The organism is Providencia sp. LY12, from assembly GCF_057621555.1.
In genome coordinates this window covers 830,232-852,422 of the sequence record NZ_CM172594.1, presented here as the reverse complement: position 1 = coordinate 852,422, position 22,191 = coordinate 830,232, and the positions used below count along the sequence as shown (strand labels likewise).

The following is a 22,191-nucleotide window of genomic DNA, read 5'->3' as shown; positions in this document are numbered from 1 at the left end:
CCAGTGGATTTATCATCTACTGGCATTTTTTTAGGAATTTACAATATATTATGCGTGCTTATGGTGCTCACTTGATGGTGTGATAAGTCTGTCACATAGCGCAGCAACCACTAACACAACCACCGATGGTAATAACCACGCTAAATCTTGCTGATATAATGGAATAGACGTCATCCAGTCTGGGATATAAGTCTTCAAGTTATCAGAGGCTTTCACAGCACCAATCAAACCGACCACAAAGCTTGTTAACATCGTTGGAGCAATTACGATGGTTGGGTTACGCCACCACTTCAACGTAAAGCTCATTAAAATCAAAACGATACAAGGTGGATAAATCGAAACCAATACCGGCAATGAGAACGCAATCAGCTTACTCAGTCCTAGGTTTGAAATCACCATAGAGAACAAGCCTAAAATCAATACCAATTTACGGTAAGAGATTGGCACATAGCGGCTGAAGAACTCAGCACATGCGCAGGTTAGCCCTACAGCAGTTACCATACAGGCAACAAAAATCAATACCGCTAAGAAGAAGCTACCGTAGTTACCGAACGTGTATTGAACATATTCGTGAAGAATATCAGCGCCATCAGCTGGATTTGGAATCAATGATCCACTATTTTCGCCCAGTTTAAACAACGATAAATAGACCAGAGTTAATAACACACCAGCAATTAATCCTGCCCACATGGTATAGCGAGTTAATAATGATGAGTTTTCAATACCGCGGGAACGCGCCGCATTCACAATGACAATACCAAAAACCATGGCACCTAATGTGTCCATCGTTAAATAGCCATTAATAAAGCCATTGGAAAATGCCATATTTTGGTATTCTGGGGTTGCCAGGATCGGTTCTCCAGCAGGCCACATAACCGCAGCAACGCCTAAAATTGCCAGTGCCAACATTTTGACTGGCGCCAAAATGTGCCCAACACTATCTAGCAATTTACCTGGGTATAACGAAATACCGATCACCAGTACAAAATAGATGGCGCTATAAATCAGCAGTGATATTTCCGATTCACCGCCCAGCAATGGTGCAATACCCACTTTATAAGAAACGGTTGCCGTTCTTGGGGTCGCAAAAAGAGGCCCCACCGATAGATATGCAACGATAGCTAATAGCAGACCGGCAGTTTTACCAATTGGCGTGCTAAGCGCTTCAATACCGCCCCCCACTTTCGCCAATGCAACGACGGTAAGAACAGGAAGACCGACACCTGTGACTAAGAAACCAAGTGCCGCAGTCCAAACTTGTTCACCGGCTTGTAAACCGACCATTGGCGGGAAAATAATATTTCCAGCCCCAACAAACAGCGCAAAGGTCATAAAACCTAAGGCGAGGATATCTCTGGATGATAAACGATGAGCCATATTATGTTAATTTTTAGTAAATTATGAAATAAAAACAGGTCACTTCATCCGTAACCTGTTGGAACATATATGACGAAATAGAGTTCTGATTAACATTACATTAACAACACAAAATGCATGTCTTGGTTAGCTTTGCAATACTAAACATCAAAAAACAGTAAAAATCGCCAATAACTGGCGACAAGTAAAACTTTTATAGGGAAAAAAGGCAAGAGCAAACCCGAAAACAAGAACAATGCACCAAACTAAATTTAAGAACCAGTGATTACTGTCAGTAAAATTGCAATATCCCTTATATATTCAGGCTAAAAAATCATCAATAAAACATTTTTTAACCATACCGAAGAAATATTCACAGAATAAGATGAAGAAAATTGCAGGATAAAATTGAAAATATAGCGTAGGCGTTAGAAATAGCACCAATATAGGATGAAACACAAAACAAAAAACCTTGCTAATACAATGATTTTATTAGCAAGGTTTCAATTTTTCGATTATTTCGCGCTTAATGTATTCACTTTCTTGTCTGACACAATAAACACTGGCGGTAATGTGAATGAAAACTCACTGCCCTTACCAACCTGACTGGTTACGGAGAGCTGGCTACTATGATGCTGAACCGCATGCTTAACAATCGCTAAGCCCAGCCCTGTTCCGCCACCACCTTGTCGAGAGCGCGCTTTATCCACACGATAAAAACGCTCTGTTAAGCGAGGAAGGTGCTCAGTTGGAATTCCTGGACCATTGTCACTCACACTAAACTGCGCGCCATTACTGGTTCGCTGCCATTTTACCTTAATTTTCGTGCCGTCTGGCGTATGGTTTATGGCGTTATACACTAAGTTAGCAACCGCACTTCGTAGCTGCTCTTCATTTCCATGAACTCGAAGTTTTTCATCAATACTGAATTCAAACTCGTGCCGCCCTTGGCTTAAGCTAATCGCTTCTTGTTCAATCATCTTGAGAATGACCGGCATATTAATCTGTTCGTCTAAATTAATTTGAGGGGCAACCTCTATACGGGATAATTGCAGCAATTGCTTCACTAGGTTATCCATTCGATGAGTCTGTTCTTGCATCACCGACAACGCTTTTTTATTCATCGGTGAAGTGCCTTCTTGATCATCCATGACTTCAAGATAACCTTGTATAACCGTTAATGGCGTTCGTAACTCATGGCTCACGTTAGCAAAAAAGTCTCTACGTGCTTTTTCTAGACGGCGTTTTTCAGTCACATCTCGAGCCACCATCAAAAGCTGATCACTTGCATACGGTAAAATTCGAAACTCAACAATTTCGCCACTATTAAGCTCAATCGTCAGTGCTTGGTCATAGTTTTTCACGGTGAAATAACGACTAAAATCAGGATAACGTAGCAAGTTAAAAATATGCTGTCCGTTATCCTCAGGCCAGCGAAAGCCTAGAAGCTGTTGAGCGTGGCGGTTACACCAGAAAATATTGCCTTCGGTGGTCATAATTACCACCGCATCAGGCAAGGATTCAGCTCCGCTGCGAAAGCGCTTAATCAACTGACCTAATTCACGGCGACGCTTACGGTTGCGCTGCTGCATCTGATAGATACCATAAAATATCGGCTCCCATCCCCCTTTGCCATCCGGCGGCAGCATACTTCTATCCAACCAGAGCCAATCTGAAAGTTTTAGCAGGTTATATCCGTGCCAAATGAGTGCTGCGAGCAGTGAAATCACTAATAGCCACGGAAGATGCCCAATAAAAACAGACAGTATCAATGCGGGTAAAATAAATAAAAACAGCCCCCAAATCAGCTGTTTTAAGGATAAGCGTTCAAGCACCCATGTTTCTCCCTAATGGTTTCTCAATAGCGAACAGAGAAGCGGTAGCCAGTACCACGAACCGTTTGCACCATCTTATCATGCCCATCTAACTCTAACGCTTTTCTTAAACGACGAATATGCACATCCACCGTTCTGTCTTCCACATACACGTTTGCGCCCCAAACATAGTTGAGTAACTGTTCGCGGCTATATACTCGCTCTGGATGGGTCATAAAGAAGTGAAGTAACTTGTATTCGGTAGGCCCCATATCAATGGGAATTTCTTTGCTGGTAACGCGATGAGAAGTAGGATCAAGAACTAACCCGTTCATCTCAATAATGTCTTCTGTCGCCATTGGAGAGATACGTCGTAAAATGGCTTTAACTCGAGCTATCAATTCTTTTGGTGAAAATGGTTTGATTAAATAATCATCCGCACCCACTTCTAATCCTTTCACGCGATCTTCTTCTTCGCCCCTTGCAGTTAGCATCATCACGGGGACATCACGCGTGGCACTATCACGCTTCATATGTTTAATGACTTGGATACCGGAACCACCGGGGATCATCCAGTCCAATAACACTAAATCAGGAAGGGGATCAACCAATTGCGCTATTGCAGAATCATAATCATCAGCCTCTGTGGGCTGAAAACCATTCTGTTCCAATACAAAACAAACCATTTCTCGGATGGGCGCTTCATCTTCAACGACTAGAATGCGTCTTGCCATGATTGTTCCTGTAAATAAGAAGAGATTTTTAATGTGACCGCATTATGCGTCAGTTTTGTGACAGAATTATGAATATCTTAACGCGCATTCAAGATCTATCATTAGATTAACAGCTTAATGTCATGTAAGTGAAATATTAACACCACATCTGGCTATCATTGCGAAGCGCTTCGCAACTCTCTTATTTTTACTGTTTAATTTGCCATACCTTTGCTTTCACTGAACCTATATACAGTATACTGTGACACAGCAAACCAAATGGTTTGAGTATTAGTATAAAGCATCAGAATATTAATATAGTAAAAGCGTCATAATTACAGGAACCGCTAGCTCATGCGCATCATCCACACTTCAGACTGGCATTTAGGTCAGTATTTTTTCACTAAAAACCGATCTGCTGAACACCAACACTTTTTGCGTTGGTTAATAGAACAAGTCAAACAGTACCAAGTGGATGCCCTGATTGTGGCTGGTGATGTCTTTGATACTGGCGCTCCGCCAAGTTATGCGCGTGAACTCTACAACCAGTTTATTGTTGATTTACAAAAAACAGGCTGCCAATTAGTTATCTTGAGTGGTAACCATGATTCTGTCTCTGTTTTGAATGAATCCAGCGCGTTATTACGCTATTTAAATACTCACGTTATCACATCAAACAGCGAATCCCCTGTTATCACATTGAAAGATAAGCAAGGGAACCCAAATGGACTGGTGTGTGCGATCCCCTTTTTGCGACCACGAGATATCCAAGTCAGCATTGCAGGGCAAAGCAGTGAAGAGAAACAACTTTCATTACAAAATGCCATTCATGAACACTACCAAAGCTGTTATCAAAAAGCCGTTGAGCTACGCGCTGAGCTGGGCTTAGATATCCCGATTATTGCCACGGGACATTTGACCGTCGTCGGTGCAGAACTGACAGACTCCGTGCGTGAGATTTATATCGGCACATTGGATGCCTTTCCTTCCGGCGCATTCCCACCTGCGGATTATATTGCACTCGGACACATCCATCGCCCTCAACTAATTGGTGGGCAAGCGCATATTCGCTACAGCGGCTCTCCGATTTCACTCAGTTTTGATGAGTCACAACAACAAAAGAGTGTCTGCTTAGTGGAATTTAATCAGCACCAATTTGCTAATGTCACTTTGCTGCCAATTCCCGTTTTCCAGCCGCTATTGAGTTTAAAAGGCTCTTTGAAAGAACTACAAAAACAATTAATGGACTTACCTGTCCAAGAAAATGAGCTCCCTATTTGGTTAGATATTGAAGTCGCCACCCAAGACTATCTTGGTGATATCCAACAACGTATTGAAGCTCTTACTCAAGAACGTCCTGTCGAAGTTGTTCGTTTACGCCGAGCTCGGCGGGTACAAACAGGTCAAAACCTCACGCCGCAGAATGAAACATTAAGTGAACTGACTGCCGAAGAAGTTTTTACTCGACGACTTACCGAAGAGTCATTGGAAGACAAAGCGTTAGAGCAGCGTTTATTGCAGCTTTTCAAGCAATCCTACGCCAACTTACGCAATGAGCAGGGAGAATAACTTTGAAAATCTTAAGCTTACGCCTGAAAAACATTAACTCCCTAAAAGGTGAATGGAAGATTGATTTCACGGAAGAGCCTTTTGCCAGTAATGGGTTATTTGCCATCACAGGCGCGACTGGCGCGGGAAAAACCACGTTATTGGATGCCATCTGCCTAGCACTTTACCACCAGACTCCACGGTTAGGCGCAATATCAAAAAGCAAAAATGAGTTAATGACCCGCCATACGGGTGAATGTTTAGCAGAAGTCGAGTTTGAAGTTAAAGGCATCGCTTATCGCGCATTTTGGAGCCAACGCAGAGCAAACAATAAACCTGATGGTAACCTGCAAGATGCAAAAGCAGAGCTAGCAACCGTCGCTGATGGGCAGATCATCGCAGAAAAAATCAGTGAAGTGCGTGAAAAAATTGTGCAAATCACCGGACTAGATTTTGGGCGTTTCACAAAATCCATTTTGCTCTCCCAAGGGGATTTTGCTGCCTTTTTAAATGCAACCGAAAAAGAGCGCGCCGATTTGCTGGAAGAGATCACCGGCACCGAAATTTACAGCCAGATTTCGGTGTATATTTTTAACCAACATAAACAAGCTAAAACCGATCTCGATATTCTTCGGGCACAAGCCAGTAGCATTAACTTACTCACTGAAGCTGAACATCAAGAACTGGTTGAAAAACAGCAACAATATTCAGCGCAAGAACAGCAACTGAATCAGAATAAAAACCACCATCAGCAAGCCCTAACATGGCACCAGCAACATCAACAACTGGTGCAAAATACCCAGCGATTACAGATTGCACAGCAGCAAGCTCTACAGCAATATCAAGCCGCCGAACCCCGCTTACATAAGCTGGCACAAAGCGCCCCAGCAGAAGCGCTACGCCCTGATTGGTTGGCAGTACAAAGCTTGCAAACCCAACTCGATGAACAGACCCAAAAACAGCAGCGCACCACATTACTTTTAGAAGACGCTCAAAAGCAGCGCTTGCCATTAGTTGCCCAACATACTCAAGCTCAGTTGGAGCAAAACCAATATAAAGAGTGGGTACAAAAAGCCACGGCGATGATTGATAACGAAGTGCGCCCACTCGACAATTTGCTCGCACAACTTAACCAGCAAAAAATCCAGCTAACTGAGCAGTTAAACCAACTAAATGGCGAATATTTACAGAAAAAATCGATTATAGAAAATATTCAGCAGAAAATTCTTCATGCTAATAATGAATTGAATAAAACCCAGTTATTTCTACAAGAACATCAAAATGATGCCCAGATTGTCGCGCAACTTGGAAGCTGGCAGCAGCAAGGGAAGTTTATTTATGAATTCACAGAACGCCTAACCCAAAATCAGCAAAAGCAGAAAGCTATCCACCAAGAATGGCAAACCCTACAACAGGTTCAACAGCAAAAAGCCAAAGAATCTCAACAGGCTCAAAGCCATTTAGAAGAGCAGCATTCTCGCTTTAATCAGCTTGAAAAGCAGTTTCAGGAATATAAAGAAAAGCATAATATCGAGGAAATTAAAGCAGCAATTTCACAGCAGCAAGAGCGTTTGCAGCATGCGAAAATACTGCCTGTTTTACTGACTCAACATGAGGAAAAACAGCTGCAATTACAGTCACAAACACAGTTGCAAAACCAACTCAGCGAATCTATCAACCTATTAGAGCAACAGGTTGCCATTACGCAAGATAGAGTGACTCAGCTCCTACCTCAACGACAAATTTTGGAGCAAAAACTTCAGCTAGAACAAAAAATTGTCAGCTTAGAACATGAGCGCCAACAGCTCATTGAAGGAGATGCATGCCCTCTTTGTGGCTCATTGGAGCATCCTGCTTTAGCATCATATCAAGCCGTTATGCCCAATAAGACCCAGCAACAACTGACGACGCTGATCACTCAAATTGAGGCCGAAAAACAAAATCTCACTGAGCAGCAAGCCTTATTACAAGCAGACAAACGCCACCAGCAAGATAACGAATTGGCTCAAAAACAGCTACAAGAGCAGTTCAACAACCTGAATCGTCAATGGCTGAAAGCATGTGAGCAAGCACTTACACCTGAACTAGCCAAAAACGCATCTGCAATAGAACAATTTCTCATTGAATTACAAGAAAAGCTTACCGCTCAGCAAACCATCATCAATGAATTTGCACAATTAGAGCGTCAGTACCAAGATGCTAAAAGCCAATATTATGAACAGCAAACCCAAGCTAAACAGCTGTTTTCTGAGTTATCTCTCCTTGATGAGAAACTTAAGCATCTGTCCCTACAATTAGAAGAAAACCGTGCTGAGCAGCAATCTCTGCAACAACGCTTAGAACACCAAACACAGCAACTTACAGACTCGCTGGCGCCATTCAATCTCATTCTTCCAAGCCAAGCGCAATTTACCACTTGGCTACAAGAGATTGAGCAACGCGGGCAATATTATGAAGCACAAAAAAACACCTTTCTGCAAATCACCAAAAATATTGAAGTTGATACTGCTACGCTTGCAGCCGAAACAGCTAATGCTCAGCAATTAACTCAGCAACTTTCTGCTCAACAGCAGCAATTAGAGCAATTAAATCAGCAAATTGAACAAAAAAATATGCAGCGCCAGAATCTGTTAGATGGCCAAACAGTTGCTGTTTTTGTTCAAAAAATGCAAGAAAAACAAGCTCAATACACACATCAAGTTGATACGCTTTCAGAGCAAATTAGCGCAATAGATAAAAATATTGCTGCACTCAACGGGAGTGCCCAAGAACTTGATTACCAATTGAAGCAACTAAGCCAACGACAGTTAGCCGCTCACACTCAGTTTGTTGCTGCACTCAGTAGCAGCCCTTTCGATACTCAAGAGCAGTTCCTTAATGCCTTACTGCCGACTGAAGAGAAAATTGAGCTGGAGCAGCTTAAACAGCGAGTCACTCAACAGCGGCTGGAGGCGGAAACTCGCTACCAAGAAAGCCAGTCAGCCATAGCAAATCATGAGCAACAGCGTTTAGTGGAATTCACTGAGTTCTCTGTGGAAAAAATTCAGCAAACTCTCGAACAACTAGAGAGCCAAATAAAGATCTTGAACCAGCAACAAGGGCAAATCATTAACCAGCTTGAGCGTGATCAGCAGCAACGTCACCAGCAGCGTGAGTTATTGAATAAAATTGAACAGAGCCAATTAAGCTACGATGATTGGAGTTATCTCAATACCTTAATCGGCTCCGCCGAAGGGGATAAATTCCGTCGCTATGCTCAAGGGCTAACTCTAGACTGTTTAGTCTCGCTCGCTAACCAACAACTCGATAAATTACATGGTCGTTATTTGCTACAGCGTAGCCATTTAGCCAACCTCGAGTTGCAGGTTATTGATGGTTGGCAAGGGGATAGTATTCGTGATACGAAGACCCTTTCAGGAGGGGAAAGTTTCTTAGTCAGTCTCGCCCTAGCCCTTGCACTCTCTGACATGGTGAGCCATCGAACACAATTAGAGTCACTCTTTTTAGATGAAGGTTTCGGTACGCTAGACGCTGAAACTTTAGACATCGCCCTAGATGCATTAGAAAGCCTAAATGCATCAGGAAAAACCATTGGTGTGATTAGCCATGTAGAAGCGATGAAAGAACGAATTCCTGTACAAATTGCGGTGAAAAAAACTAACGGACTCGGCTTTAGTGAACTTCCAAGCCACTATCGTGTTAGTTAATACAATAGGCTAGAAAATAAAGATAACCAAATGAATTTATTTAATTTTTATAACAACATGCAAAAATTTGAACATTAAGGTTAAATTTTTTTTCTATGATTTGGTTGGGATACCTTTATAGTTGTTCACATCGAAACAATTTACTTCGAAACAAGTTACGGCTTCTGAGGTTGTTCAATAAATTGCCGTGCTCTAAACAAAAGCAAGGGGACACACATGTCTAACGCATTTATCGAAATGATTAAAAATCGTCGCACTATCTATAACTTAGGCGATTCATTACCAATCTCGGAAGAGAAAGTGGCTGGGCTTATCAAAGAAGCGGTTAAGCACTCCCCATCAGCATTTAACTCACAAACGTCACGTATTGTGGTGCTATTTGGTGCAGAACATAAAAAACTGTGGAATATCACCAAAGAAGCGTTACGCGCTATCGTACCAGAAGCAGCATTTGCGGGAACTGAGCAAAAAATTAATAGCTTTGCAGCAGGTGCTGGTACCGTTCTTTTCTTTGAAGATAAAAATGTCGTCACTGGTTTACAAGAACAATTTCCACTCTATGCAGATAACTTCCCTATCTGGTCAGAACAAGCGAGCGGTATGGCTCAACTGGCAGTGTGGACAACATTATCTCAGGAAAATGTAGGTGCATCATTACAGCACTACAACCCATTAATTGATAATCAAGTTCAACAAGAGTGGGATATCCCAGCAAATTGGATCTTACGTGCTCAAATGGTATTTGGGTCAATTGAGCAACCAGCTGGTGATAAAGACTTTATGGACGACGACGTTCGTTTCAAAGTATTCAAATAATTCATCACTGATCGTTATTATCTTTATTGCCTCTGCAAATATTTGCAGAGGCTTTATTTTATTTATTCACCCAAACCATTATATATTTATTTATATAATACATTTGAATTTCATTAAATCATTAACAATATAAAACCCTCAACTATCACAAATTATCCAAATAGAAAAACACCCTCGGAATATTAATCAAAATCAATCACACTTATTCAAAAATAATATTTCATTTTTATATATTGGTCGCAATTTTATAAAAAATAGCATTTTTAATCACTTACATGAAACTGAAAAACAACCTTAATTTGATTGACATCAATATGTTATATCCTCAGGGTAATAGTATTTACTTATAGACTAAACTTTTATTTTTGCATTATCGGCATTTGAACTACACTAAAAATAAGAGCACAGAAGCAGTATTGGATGGTGGTCAGTGTTATTAAGGGGGTGGACTATGAAACGTTTATCTTTATTAACTACTGTAGTGGCAATCTTCATTTCGAGTTGTTCTTTTGCAAGTAATATCAACCCATCTTCAGGAGGTACAGTTTCATTTGGTGGTTATATCTATGAGCCTCAGTGTGAAGTCAATATCGTGAATCAAACCCATGCAAATGTGGATTGTTATCGTAATGGTAAAACAGTCACTGCATCAGGTTCATTGAAAAATGGTAAAAAAATCGAATCCGAGTATGTCAAAGTTGAATATGACAAACACAGTAAATTACCTATGTTAAACGTGACTTATGAATAAGTTAATTGAAGATCTAATAAGCATAATATTTCGGGGAGCTGCCATTTACTCTTAAGTTTAAACTCCCCGAACTTTATTTCTATATTAATCCGCTTTTGTTATCACATAGCCAGTCAGCTATTTTTCTGTTCTTCTATGCACCTTTCCGCCATGATGCTTTCCATAATCTTTTTTTCATACGAATGTCATCGAATATACATTTCTATGAAAAAAAGCCTGACACAAGTGACAGGCTTTCGGTTATCAATATTTTATGACTGCTATTACTTAGCGGTTAAATCAACTTGGTAAATAGCAAAACCGATATCGTCAGTACCCACTTTTTTCATTGGATATTGAGCATGTTGCTGAATAAACTCGGCAGCCTTTTCACTTGGTGAAGTTTCAAAACGTACATCGAGTTTTTTATCGGTTTTAATTGGCGTGAAGGACCAGTTATTATCCGCCTTCGAAACCACTTCGCCTTTTTCTTTAGACACTTTAGCGATATAAGCCGCTAAAATTGCACGGTTTTCATCTGGTGAAGCAAATGCAATATGCGCATCACCAGTACCTGCAAATTTACCGCCGTAACCACGATAGTTATTAGTCGCGATTAAGAATGCCGCTTTAGGATCGATTGGTTTGCCTTGGTAAGTCACATTTTTGATACGATTTGCATCTTTATTCACCACTTGGCAATCGGTGTCATATTTAGCTGGCTGAGTCAGGTCAATTTGGTAATTCACACCACTAATGGTGTCAAAGTTATAGGTTCTGAAACCATCCCAGTTGATCAGGCTTTGTGGCTTAGTTGATTGTGCATCAATTTGGTTGAACATGCCCGCAGAGCACTCTAACCATTCAACCACATCCGCACCTGTTGCTTTTACTACCACTAAGGTATTTGGATAGAGATATAAGTCCGCCGCATTACGGAAAGTTAAATCCCCTTTCTCCACTTCAACAAACTCAGAAGGCGCATTTTTACGTCCACCGGCTTTGAATGGTGCCGCTGCGGCCAATACTGGTAAATCAGCTAAATCTGGGTCGCCTTGGATAAAGTTACGGGTGTAATCCATCTGAGCATCATTCACAATCTGAACCGTTGGATCGCTTTGAACTAATGCCAAGTAGCTGTACATGTTTTCAGAGGCTTTACCAATCAGTTTACCCACGAAATCACGGGTACCTTGATGCTGCTCTTGGATGATTTTCACGAGTGATTCATCGCGCTCAACCAGTGCTTTCTTATTGGCTTTATCATAAACAGGGCGGGCATGGGCTTGAGCTTCAACCACTTTCCAATCGCCGCTGTCATTGTTAACCACCAAATCAACCACGCCTAAATGATCACCCCACTGTCCTGGCATAACTGCTGGAATGCCGTTGACTGTGCCTTTGGCAACATCGACGCCTTTAATATCAGCAAATTCTTTACTTGGGAACACACCGTGAGAGTGACCAAACATAATGGCGTTGATACCCGGGACTTCGCTGAGATAGTACACAGAATTTTCTGCCATCGCTTTGTATGGCTCTTGTGAGAATCCTGAGTGAGGAATTGCCACAATCAGGTCAGCGCCCTCTTTCTTCATTTGCGGCACAAACTTTTTAGCAGTTTCAGTGATGTCATTCACCTTCACTTTGCCTTCTAAGTTTGGTTTATCCCAAATCATGATTTGTGGCGGAACAAAGCCGATATAACCGACTTTAATGGTATGTGTTTTACCATCACGGTCTTTTACCGGAGTATCAACAATAATGTACGGTTTGAAGTAGTTTTCACCGGTTTTAGCATCAACGATATTGGCGTTGACGTAAGGGAATTTCGCGCCTGCAATGGCTTGTTTCAGGTAATCTAAACCAAAGTTGAATTCGTGGTTACCAAAGTTACCGACGGTGTAGCCCATGGTGTTCATTAAGCTATGAGCAGGGTGAGATTCTCCCTCTTTTAAGCCTTTGTTCGCCATATAGTCAGCCAGTGGGCTGCCTTGGATTAAGTCCCCGTTATCTACGAGGATAGCGTTGGTGGCTTCATTTTTCGCGGCTTTGATTAATGTCGCAGTACGTACTAGGCCAAATTGTTCAGTAGATTTGTCTTTGTAGTAGTCGAAGTCAATGAGGTTGCTGTGTACATCGGATGTTTCCATGACACGCAAGTCAACCGTGGCAGCGTTGGCATTAAATGCCACCAGCAGTGCCAACGATGAAAGTTTTAGAGCCTTTTTCACGTTAAATCCCCTTTGTTGCCTTTTGAGAGAATGCCTCTCATAAAGTCCAGATTCATTTCATGGTTATTGGTCAAGAACCCAACCATACCCGAAATTGAGCCTGTCACTGTGTGTTGGATATCAAGTTTTAATGATAATGCCTGCAAACAGTAACCATTTTTTGTGACTAAATCACGGTTTTAGTCCATTTATGAATCCCGACTTTTATATAGCTCACAAAAATAGATTTATCCGATAAAAATCACCGCTATTATTTGAGTTATCGATAAAACCCGCTATTCCCCGAATAACTCACCAACACTCACTTTATAAGTAGACAAATCCACCAGCTCATTTTCACTTTTGCCCTTCTTTTGCTTTTGCCTTGCTTTTATCTTTTGCCTTTTTTAACTCTAGAACATGCTCTAAATAATTCGCGTTGTGGCAAGGCGGCAAGGGAGGCTAAGCCCTAGGAGCATACACAAGTATGTGACTAGGGTTAGCGAGCGTAGCCAACGCAGCTACGGCGTGAAGTATGACGAGCAACCTTCATTCATGCTCAAACTAATTTACCTCATGACTAGGCAGCCAACGAACTAGACCCTAGGAGCATACATAAGTATGTGACTAGGGCTAGAGAGAGCAGCTAACAACGTCATGGGGCAAATTAGGAAGAGCATAGCCAGGCCGCCCCCCGCACCCCACTCGAATCCCCATGCTCCGCCTTCCTGATTGGCGTATCAAACTCCCTACCAAACACCCATTGACGAATTTTTTCTGGCAAATTTTCATAGAGCTCATCGACGTTGCTCATTCCGCCCCCTAACACTATGACGTCTGGGTCTAGCATGTTGACGGCTTGTGCTAACGCTTTTGCTAGACGATTTTGGTAATGTTCAAAGGCTTTTATCGCGTGTTTATTGCCGTTTCGCGCCAATTGAATAATTTCGGTGCCTGTTTTGGATTCTCCGGCCAGTTTTTTGTAATCCGCCATAAATCCCGTACCGGAGACAAATTGCTCTGTACAGCCACTCAGCCCGCAATAACATTTTTCGTCAGCCAGAAATAGTCGGTCTTGGTCATCTTGCCATGGCAAAGGGTTGTGTCCCCATTCGCCTGCGACGCCATTTCCACCAGAATGAACTTGCCCATTAATGGCGATTCCAGCCCCACAACCCGTTCCAATGATCACGGCAAACACCACTTTAGCGCCTGCCCCTGCGCCATCAACGGCTTCTGAAACAGCAAGGCAATTGGCATCATTGGCCATTTTCACTGGACGACCTAAACATTGAGCAAGGTCTTTATCGAATGGTTGTCCGTTTAACCACGTGGAATTGGCATTTTTCACTTTTCCCGTCACTGGAGAAAGTGTTCCAGGGATCCCTAAACCCACACTTCCAACTTGACCCGTTGCCGCTTCCGCCTCATCAACTAAATGCTTAATTGCATCGAGAGTGCCTTGATAATCACCTCGTGGCGTTGGCATACGCTGACGAAATAGAATATTGCCACCATCATCCAGCGCGACCACTTCAATTTTTGTACCGCCTAAATCAATCCCTATTCTCATAATGGCACTCACTTATTATCTATTTTTCATTTAATTGCCTGCTTACATTATTAGACGACCTTTATAGAAAGTAAAACACCGCAAAATGGCGGGCATTTTTTTTCGCTTAATAACGGACAATTCGCTATCATGTCCGCCTTGCTAAACATGTTTTTAATGACAAAGGTAGGTTTTTCATGTGGTTCAAGAATATATTGGTCTATCGCCTGAATCGGGATTTGGCACTCTCCGCGGATGATCTGGAAAGACAACTTGCGCCGCTAGCTTATACCCCTTGTGGAAGCCAAGACATGATGAAAACGGGCTGGGTGCCGCCAATGCGTGGCGCAGATGCACTCACCCATGCTGCAAATAACCAAATTCTTATTTGTGCCAAGAAAGAAGATAAAATGCTGCCATCCCCCGTGATCAAGCAAGCATTACAAGAGAAAATTGAAAAATTAGAAGCGGACCAAGGTCGCCAACTGAAAAAAACTGAAAAAGCCTCGCTAAAAGATGAAGTGGTTCATGATTTACTTCCGCGTGCATTCAGTAAATTCAGCAAAACCTACATTTGGATTGATACCGTTAATCAGCTAATTATTGTTGATGCCGCTAGTGCTAAGCGTGCCGAAGATAATTTAGCGTTATTACGTAAAAGCTTAGGCTCGCTTCCTGTTGTTCCCCTGACCTTTAAAGACCCAATTGAGTTAACCCTGACTGAATGGGTGCGTTCTGGTGCATTACCTCAAGGTTTTGCCGCTATGGATGAAGCGGAATTAAAAGCGATTTTAGAAGAAGGCGGGATCATCCGTTGTAAGAAACAAGACCTAATTTCTGACGAAATTGCCACCCATATTGAAGCTGGCAAATTAGTCACTAAATTATCGTTAGATTGGGAAGAGCGCGTTCAGTTTATGCTGTCAGATGATGGCTCCCTGAAGAAACTGAAATTCAGTGAAAAACTAAAAGAACAAAATGACGATATTCCTAAAGAAGATTTCGCTCAGAAATTTGATGCTGATTATATTCTGATGACAGGCGAACTCAGCGCCTTAATCGCTCGCTTAATTGATGTTCTGGGCGGTGAAGCCGAACATTAATATTATTTAGCTTTTTATCCTAACTTCACGATGGCAACGGGCATTTACGCAAGTTGCCATTTTCTTTTTAGACCCCGCTTGCATAGCCACAATTAAGTCATTGACTGCCTCCTCGATCTCTGGTTGATTAAATTACATCCATGTAACAAATCAGTAGCAATTTTGATTATTCAATAATAACAACTCAAGCAGCTTCCTCGTGAAGCTTTGGTCAATATTCGAGCGAAGGAATGGTTATGATAGAGTTCATCGAGCCAGAAGTGGATGAAAATTCCGTTGTCTCCTTGCAGAAGGTAACAGCTGAAAACTTTTCGGAAATCTGTTTACTGAGCCATACACTCAGTGAAGCACAGCGTAGCATGGTGGCAGATAATGCCTATTCCATGGTTGAGGCGCAATTCTCTGACTGTGCTTGGTATCGAGGCATTTATGCGGATGATATCCCTGTAGGATTCATTATGCTGCATTCTGGGCTAGATGATGATGAGCTTGAATACGATGGCATTATGCTATGGCGATTTATGATAGCCGAGCCTTACCAAAAATTAGGATTTGGTCGTGAGGCGTTAATTCAAGTGATCCGTTACTTGAAAAAGAAAGGTTACCCACGGCTGTATAATAGTTGCGGTGAAGGAGAAGAGAGCCCATTTGAGTTTTATCAGAAACTTGGCTTTATTCCGACAGGTGGCTATATCGATGATGAGTGCGAGCTTGTGCTGGATATTGCGAACTGGCAGGACATTGAAGAATAAATACTGAAAAAGGCGGGGTTTCCCCGCCTTTTTCAGGCTTCTATTTCTGAATTAAATAGCGGATAGTTGGACCATCCTGTTGAATATCCAACACTTTATAACCATAGTTTTTGGCATCTAAAGGGATATTATTGATAGATTGCGGGCAATCACTCACCACCTCTAATATCTCTCCAGGTTTTAACGATGGCATCGCTTCTAACGTCGCAACCGCAGGGTATGGGCAAGGTTCGCCCACCATATCTAATCGATAATCCGGTACTATTTCTTTATGGCTCATGCGGCCTCCATGAAAGTATTCGCCAGTTTTTGGGCACGTTTACGGAAGAAATATTTTTCCCATACCAGCATCAAAATAAATGCAATGGCTAATAAAGCGTATGTGACGAGCAAGCCGCCTTCCGGACCAAATGTCTCTAGCAAGTTCACTTTGTCAAAGTCTGTAGCTAGCCATGGACCTAAATCATCCCAGTAATACGCTAAGATAGTCGCACCGATAATGTTACCGAAACCAACCCACCAGTAATGAACTTGACCTTCAACGGCACGGTACATCCAACCAGTTTCACAACCACCCGCTAAGACAATACCAAAACCGAATAGTAATCCACCAATCACGGCATTTGGACCTGCCCACATAATCTTAGGTGTCGCGCCCAATTGCACATAACTAAAAATACCTATTGCACTGACCGCCATACCAATGATAATCGCTTTCGCCATATGAGTACGACCAGTGATCCATAAATCACGAAACGCGGAGGTAAAACAAATTTGAGCGCGTTCAATCAGTAAACCAAAACCAATCCCACATAAGATAGCAAAGCCCATGACTGGTGCATCCAGCAGTGTATAAAAGCCCCACGCAAGTGCGACAGCAAAGATAGCCATGCCTAATTTAAAGCGTTTTTTAGCTGTATTCGGATTTTGAGTTAATGGCGATGCTGTTGAGACTTTTTTCAATTTTACCGCAATACGGAACATTGGCAGCAGGGTGAATTTAGCACCGAAGTAAGAGCCGACGGCAGTCGCTACAGCAAAGAACCAAGCGTGTAACGAGAATTGTGGAATACCCGTAAAGAATGCGGCTAAGTTACATCCCATCGCTAGACGAGCGCCGAATCCAGCAATGATCCCACCGAGGATGGCTTGAAAAATTCGAACTCGATGCTGCGGCATGCGAATTTTGACATTATTTGCCCAAAGTGCCGCGGCAAAACAGCCAGCAAACATACCGATAATCATCACGCCATCAATTCGATCAAGTGGCGAACCTTGAAAACCAATAACTTTGAAATAGCCCCACTCTTCTGGATGCGCACCAAATAGCTGCATGATATGCCCGCCCCAGCGAGTAAACTCACCGGTTACAGCCCAAAAAGTGCCTGTTAAACCAAAATAATAAGTCGATAAGATACCTGCCGCAATCACCGCAGGTAACGGTTTCCAAAAACCGATGAGATAGTGAGATTTAAACTCAGACCAAGTCATTTTTACTTCCAGAATGTTTCAAGCCAGTACCTGGCAAAGAATTTCGCTGTTGTATGATGTGTTGCTACATGGTGTATAGCTAAATGCCCCACAGCGAAGAGGTGCACATCATACTCTGATACTTTTTATCATTAAATAATAAATTATGAATACTCTCAGAAAGATTGATTTAACCACATGCTTAATCACACAGCATATCACCGATTCTTCACATAAATTCTGAGGGTACAGTTGATGCTTGAAAGATAAATAAATATGCATAAAAAAACGCCATCTTAATGATGGCGCATGGAAGTATAGTCTTATCTTATTTATAGAGGAGTATAATATGAAATATTTTTATTACATCATTTTGCTGTGTGTCGTCTAAAGTCAGCCCATTTGACTTCAGTAATAACATCCAAACTTACTTCTAACAACTGAACATCGTACACTCGAGTATGATTGATTATATTTATTTTTAATATAAAGCCTAATCAAACAGCAACTAGTACTTTATTTATTCCCTAGCATTAGTAAATTGAAAAATAAAAAACTCGAGATGAAAAGTTATTAAAAAGTATTTCCAAATGTTATTGGCTGCATTATAGCGCTCATGAAATGTTGCGCAAGTGTTTTTTTATTTTATTTAGGAAGCATTGGCAGAAAGTCAAAAAAACAATAAATAACAATGCATTGAACAAAAAAAACGAATAAACGTATCAACTTTGCATTTATAACACTAATTACATATTTATATTTCATTGTTCAAGTACATTTAAAATAATTTTATTAATAGCACTTATATTAATAAAATTACCTAGCTTATTTACTCGCTTTTTTTATCATTTCAATTAGAGTTAAATGTATTAATAATTTTTATTATTCTCTCTTTTTGTTTTAATTTCATCTAACGAGTTAACCCTGCTGTTATTTTGAACGATGATATCGCCTTTATTCATGATTATTCTAATAATCAGCAAGTTCCATGATAACTCACACAAAAGACTCCAAAATAGATACTCCTAATTAGAGTATCTAGCAAAATTACTCTGTATATGAATAATCCCGCACAATATGGATGGTTTATTTTCAATTAACCTTATCAAGTCTTTTTTAAAAGTGATTTTATGTGAGCAGAATTTAAAATCACTCTAACTTAAATAAAATCAGAAGAAATTCCGCATAAAATTAAACCTTTTGTTTGTGAAACTATAAAGAGAGGGCATTTTTTTATCAAAAATGTTGCAAGAATATGCAAAAGATATGATGAATAAAAATTGATAGGCATAAAAAAATGCGTTTTATCTCAAAGCATCAACGTGAAAATGTCACCCGCGATACAGAGATAAAACGCATGATTACGTGAAACAACTTAGCTATTTAGCGTTAGCCGCGGTTGCTTCCATACCGACTAAACCAATCTTGAGATACCCCGATTGACGCAACGCATTCATTACATCCATCATCGTTTCATAATCCACACTTTTATCCGCTTGGAAGAAAATTGTGGTTTCTTTATTGGTGTTTGTGGCTTGATCAAGGGTTGAACCTAACTGCTCTTTACTGACCGCTTGCTCGCCGATAAATAGCTGACTATCTGATTTCACAGTTAAGAATACTGGCTTTTCTGGTCGAGGCTGAGGCTTCGCAGTGGAAGCAGGTAAGTCGACTTTAATATCAACGGTAGCCAGTGGCGCTGCAACCATAAAGATAATCAGCAGAACCAACATAACATCGATAAACGGTGTTACGTTGATTTCATGCATTTCACCGCTATCGTCTTGTTCGTCACCTAAACGCATTGCCATAATAATTACCTTGCTTTGCTGTTTGCCAGATCGAGGTCACGCCCCAGTAACAATGCTGCTTGTGCAGCAACATCACCCACTTGACCACGATAGTTGTTGATCATACGAGCAAAAATATTATAGATAACCACCGCAGGAATCGCGGCGATAAGACCGATTGCCGTTGCCAGCAGCGCTTCTGCGATCCCTGGAGCAACAACCGCTAAGTTGGTGGTTTGAGAGTGAGCAATACCAATGAAGCTGTTCATGATCCCCCACACGGTACCGAATAGACCGACAAATGGAGAAATCGCACCAATAGTTGCTAAATAGCCATTTCCACGTCCCATATAACGGCTGATTGCAGCAACCGCTCTTTCTAAACGGAAACCTGTACGGTCTTTAATACCCGCAAGATCTTGGCTGTTTGCCGAAAGCGCTCTTTCAGTTGTCGCTTCAGCTAATAACATGCGCGTAATGCTACTGCCTTTAAACCCTTCAGCGATAGATACCGCTTCATCAAGAGATTTTACTTCTGCAATTGCTTTTGCTTCATCTTTTAAACGACGGCGTGCAATTAAAATCTCACTTCCTTTGGATAAAAATAGCGCCCATGTAATCACGGATGCGAGTAACAGACCAATCATCACCGTTTTTACAACAACATCTGCGTTTTGGTACATACCCCAAACCGATAAATCCTGATCAAAACCGCCACCGTGAGCTTCAGTCGCAATCTCAACATTTTCAGTCACTACCGTATTTGTCACGACAGATTCCGGTGTTGCTGCTGGAGTTGTCGTTGCAGGAGTCGCAGTCACTTCCGTTGTGGAAGGTGTATTTGCAGGAGCTGCTGTTGAACCTTGGCTAGCTACTGGTGTAGTAGGTGTGACAGCGGGTGTTGTTTCTGCGGATGCCGTGCCCATTAAGCCGATCGCCAATAGAATAGAAGCTGTTAATTTACGCATCAGTTGGCCTTTACTCTCTTATTTTGTGTTGTATAAAAAAATTTATATCGATGATTGTGCCATTCATCGACTAACCATTAAAAGCGAAATTTGATTCACGCATTCATCTCTTTTCGTCAAGATGTCAGATAATATCAAACACACCACGAATTGATAGTAATTATCATTAGTATTCGCAATTTTTTGTCGCTTATCAACATAACCCTTCGAGAGACGACTCGATTTGCCGCTTGATAATGAAGAAAATTCAGCTAACCACTTTAGTTCTTGCTCTGGTAGACCAAAATCATTTAACGTCAGGTGATAACTTAGCCAATCATTTGATTTTCTATCGGTAAATAAGGGATAGCTCAATGGCAAACATAAGACCAGAAACCCAGCTCGTGCATCTTGGTAGAAACCCTAAATTCACTCAAAAAGGGGTAAACCCAGTTATTCAACGCACCTCTTCCGTGATTTTTGATTCGGTAGAAGATAAAAAGCATGCTGTGCGCAATCGCGCAAATGGCGTATTAATGTATGGTCGCCGAGGTACACAGACCCATTTTGCTTTCCAAGAAGCGATGACCGAATTGGAGTGTGGTGCTGGCTGTGTTCTTTATCCTTCAGGTGCAGCAGCGATCACTAATGCCATTATGTCATTTATCAGCGCGGGGGATCATATTCTGGTCACGGGGTCTGCTTATGATCCGACACAAAACTTCTGCGACAAAATACTCACTAATTTGAATGTTGAAACGAATTATTTCGACCCATTGATTGGCGCAAAAATTGCCGATTTAATCCGTCCAAATACCAAAATTGTTTTTTTGGAATCGCCAGGTTCTATCACTATGGAAGTCCATGACCTTCCTGCTATCGTAAAAGCCATTCGTCAAAAATCCCCAGAAATCATTATCATGATCGATAATACATGGGCTGCGGGTGTCTTACTCAAACCTCTTTTATTTGATGTAGATATCTCTATTCAATCCGCGACAAAGTACATTAATGGTCATTCAGATGGCATGTTAGGGGTCGCTGTTGCCAACCAGCGCTGCATCGAAACCTTGCGAGAAAATTCATATTTATTGGGGCAAACCGCCGATCCTGATACCGTTTACATGGCAGGTCGAGGGCTTCACACCCTACCAACCCGCCTCAAGCAGCATGAAGCGAACAGTTTAGCCGTCGCAAACTGGTTAGATGAGCATCCCGCTGTGGCACGTGTTTTTCATCCTGCACTTCCGAGCCACCCTGGGCATGAATTCTTTAAACGAGACTTTAGTGGCTGTAACGGTTTGTTTTCGTTTCAATTAAATTCGCGGTTATCCCCTAAACAGTTCAGCGATTTTCTCGACCACTTTAGCCATTTTAAAATGGGGTATTCATGGGGCGGGTTTGAATCACTGATCCTTGGTTATCAAACCGAAGATTTACTCAGTATGCGCCAATATGATTATCAGCCTGATAGCGGGTCGTTTTTCCGTCTACATGTCGGCTTAGAACACCCGCAAGATCTCATTGATGATTTACAACGTGCTTTCGCGCGTATTTAAACATCAACATTCCTTCCTTAATTATTAGGCAGTTAATCGCTGCCTTTTAGATAATTACCCAAACAAATCAAACTAGGCTGACATTTTTCCTGTAATATAGAGCCCAATAATTCGCTTTATG

At 41.6% G+C, this 22,191-nt stretch carries 16 protein-coding genes; 7 read left to right on the top strand and 9 right to left on the bottom strand.

Features of this window, described 5'->3' with window-relative positions:
• Positions 1–48: 48 nt before the first annotated feature.
• From brnQ to phoB, 3 genes are all read right to left on the bottom strand, one after another.
• Entirely contained in the window at positions 49–1,377 is a 1,329-nt protein-coding gene (brnQ, locus tag ACY3ZI_RS03760; RefSeq protein ID WP_211886669.1) for a branched-chain amino acid transport system II carrier protein, read from the bottom strand.
• A 494-nt stretch (positions 1,378–1,871) separates the two neighbouring features.
• Positions 1,872–3,191: a phosphate regulon sensor histidine kinase PhoR gene (gene phoR / locus ACY3ZI_RS03755; RefSeq protein WP_211886671.1), complete on the bottom strand. Its 1,320-nt coding sequence runs from the start codon at positions 3,189–3,191 to the stop codon at positions 1,872–1,874.
• 23 nt (positions 3,192–3,214) lie between these two features.
• Positions 3,215–3,904: a phosphate regulon transcriptional regulator PhoB gene (gene phoB / locus ACY3ZI_RS03750; protein ID WP_036953802.1), complete on the bottom strand. Its 690-nt coding sequence runs from the start codon at positions 3,902–3,904 to the stop codon at positions 3,215–3,217.
• A 333-nt stretch (positions 3,905–4,237) separates the two neighbouring features.
• On the opposite strand from phoB, the gene sbcD reads away from it, so the two are divergent.
• The 4 genes from sbcD to ACY3ZI_RS03730 all read left to right on the top strand — a co-directional run bounded on the left by sbcD (position 4,238) and on the right by ACY3ZI_RS03730 (position 10,705).
• A complete protein-coding gene (gene sbcD / locus ACY3ZI_RS03745; protein WP_487375997.1) occupies positions 4,238–5,452 on the top strand; it encodes an exonuclease subunit SbcD in 1,215 nt (404 codons plus the stop codon).
• Positions 5,453–5,454: 2 nt separating this feature from the next.
• Positions 5,455–9,138 carry an AAA family ATPase gene (locus tag ACY3ZI_RS03740; RefSeq protein ID WP_487375996.1) on the top strand — a complete coding sequence of 1,228 codons (3,684 nt, stop codon included), beginning with the start codon at positions 5,455–5,457 and terminating at the stop codon, positions 9,136–9,138.
• Between the two features lie 216 nt (positions 9,139–9,354).
• On the top strand, positions 9,355–9,954 hold the full coding sequence (locus ACY3ZI_RS03735; protein WP_036953792.1) for a nitroreductase family protein: 600 nt from the start codon (positions 9,355–9,357) through the stop codon (positions 9,952–9,954).
• A 451-nt stretch (positions 9,955–10,405) separates the two neighbouring features.
• Positions 10,406–10,705 carry a type 1 fimbrial protein gene (locus ACY3ZI_RS03730; RefSeq protein ID WP_154637598.1) on the top strand — a complete coding sequence of 100 codons (300 nt, stop codon included), beginning with the start codon at positions 10,406–10,408 and terminating at the stop codon, positions 10,703–10,705.
• Between the two features lie 263 nt (positions 10,706–10,968).
• On the opposite strand, the gene ACY3ZI_RS03725 is transcribed toward ACY3ZI_RS03730, so the two are convergent.
• Together ACY3ZI_RS03725 and mak are read right to left on the bottom strand one after the other, a co-directional pair.
• Positions 10,969–12,918: a bifunctional 2',3'-cyclic-nucleotide 2'-phosphodiesterase/3'-nucleotidase gene (locus tag ACY3ZI_RS03725; RefSeq protein WP_181478013.1), complete on the bottom strand. Its 1,950-nt coding sequence runs from the start codon at positions 12,916–12,918 to the stop codon at positions 10,969–10,971.
• A gap of 646 nt (positions 12,919–13,564) precedes the next feature.
• Positions 13,565–14,470: a fructokinase gene (mak, locus tag ACY3ZI_RS03720; RefSeq protein WP_211886678.1), complete on the bottom strand. Its 906-nt coding sequence runs from the start codon at positions 14,468–14,470 to the stop codon at positions 13,565–13,567.
• A 176-nt stretch (positions 14,471–14,646) separates the two neighbouring features.
• Between mak and rdgC the strand changes: the two genes are divergently transcribed.
• Together rdgC and ACY3ZI_RS03710 are read left to right on the top strand one after the other, a co-directional pair.
• Entirely contained in the window at positions 14,647–15,552 is a 906-nt protein-coding gene (gene rdgC / locus ACY3ZI_RS03715) for a recombination-associated protein RdgC (protein WP_132496167.1), read from the top strand.
• Between the two features lie 236 nt (positions 15,553–15,788).
• Positions 15,789–16,304 (top strand): GNAT family N-acetyltransferase, encoded by a 516-nt coding sequence (locus ACY3ZI_RS03710; RefSeq protein ID WP_487375995.1) that lies wholly within the window; start codon positions 15,789–15,791, stop codon positions 16,302–16,304.
• Positions 16,305–16,344: 40 nt separating this feature from the next.
• Here the strand turns inward: ACY3ZI_RS03710 and yedF are convergent, their stop codons facing one another.
• From yedF to exbB, 4 genes are all read right to left on the bottom strand, one after another.
• The gene (gene yedF, locus ACY3ZI_RS03705) at positions 16,345–16,584 is read right to left on the bottom strand and encodes a sulfurtransferase-like selenium metabolism protein YedF (RefSeq protein ID WP_006657165.1); all 240 of its coding nucleotides are present in this window, start codon (positions 16,582–16,584) and stop codon (positions 16,345–16,347) included.
• Positions 16,581–17,795: a selenium metabolism membrane protein YedE/FdhT gene (yedE, locus tag ACY3ZI_RS03700; RefSeq protein WP_211886684.1), complete on the bottom strand. Its 1,215-nt coding sequence runs from the start codon at positions 17,793–17,795 to the stop codon at positions 16,581–16,583. The genes yedF and yedE overlap by 4 nt, the downstream gene beginning before the upstream one ends.
• 1,358 nt (positions 17,796–19,153) lie before the next feature.
• Complete coding sequence (gene exbD, locus ACY3ZI_RS03695) at positions 19,154–19,585, bottom strand: TonB system transport protein ExbD (protein WP_036950331.1); 432 nt, start codon at positions 19,583–19,585, stop codon at positions 19,154–19,156.
• A 5-nt stretch (positions 19,586–19,590) separates the two neighbouring features.
• Positions 19,591–20,532, bottom strand: coding sequence for a tonB-system energizer ExbB (exbB, locus tag ACY3ZI_RS03690; RefSeq protein ID WP_487375994.1), 942 nt, complete (start codon positions 20,530–20,532; stop codon positions 19,591–19,593).
• Between the two features lie 353 nt (positions 20,533–20,885).
• Between exbB and metC the strand changes: the two genes are divergently transcribed.
• Entirely contained in the window at positions 20,886–22,070 is a 1,185-nt protein-coding gene (metC, locus tag ACY3ZI_RS03685; RefSeq protein WP_487375993.1) for a cystathionine beta-lyase, read from the top strand.
• Positions 22,071–22,191 lie beyond the last annotated feature (121 nt).

Bases quoted from the DNA above. Each gene is read 5' to 3' on its own strand.
- brnQ (WP_211886669.1), bottom strand. From the start codon at position 1,377: ATGGCTCATCGTTTATCATCCAGAGATATCCTCGCCTTAGGTTTTATG.
- phoB (WP_036953802.1), bottom strand. From the start codon at position 3,904: ATGGCAAGACGCATTCTAGTCGTTGAAGATGAAGCGCCCATCCGAGAA.
- sbcD (WP_487375997.1), top strand. From the start codon at position 4,238: ATGCGCATCATCCACACTTCAGACTGGCATTTAGGTCAGTATTTTTTC.
- ACY3ZI_RS03735 (WP_036953792.1), top strand. From the start codon at position 9,355: ATGTCTAACGCATTTATCGAAATGATTAAAAATCGTCGCACTATCTAT.
- ACY3ZI_RS03730 (WP_154637598.1), top strand. From the start codon at position 10,406: ATGAAACGTTTATCTTTATTAACTACTGTAGTGGCAATCTTCATTTCG.
- mak (WP_211886678.1), bottom strand. From the start codon at position 14,470: ATGAGAATAGGGATTGATTTAGGCGGTACAAAAATTGAAGTGGTCGCG.
- rdgC (WP_132496167.1), top strand. From the start codon at position 14,647: ATGTGGTTCAAGAATATATTGGTCTATCGCCTGAATCGGGATTTGGCA.
- ACY3ZI_RS03710 (WP_487375995.1), top strand. From the start codon at position 15,789: ATGATAGAGTTCATCGAGCCAGAAGTGGATGAAAATTCCGTTGTCTCC.
- yedF (WP_006657165.1), bottom strand. From the start codon at position 16,584: ATGAGCCATAAAGAAATAGTACCGGATTATCGATTAGATATGGTGGGC.
- yedE (WP_211886684.1), bottom strand. From the start codon at position 17,795: ATGACTTGGTCTGAGTTTAAATCTCACTATCTCATCGGTTTTTGGAAA.
- exbD (WP_036950331.1), bottom strand. From the start codon at position 19,585: ATGGCAATGCGTTTAGGTGACGAACAAGACGATAGCGGTGAAATGCAT.
- exbB (WP_487375994.1), bottom strand. From the start codon at position 20,532: ATGCGTAAATTAACAGCTTCTATTCTATTGGCGATCGGCTTAATGGGC.
- metC (WP_487375993.1), top strand. From the start codon at position 20,886: ATGGCAAACATAAGACCAGAAACCCAGCTCGTGCATCTTGGTAGAAAC.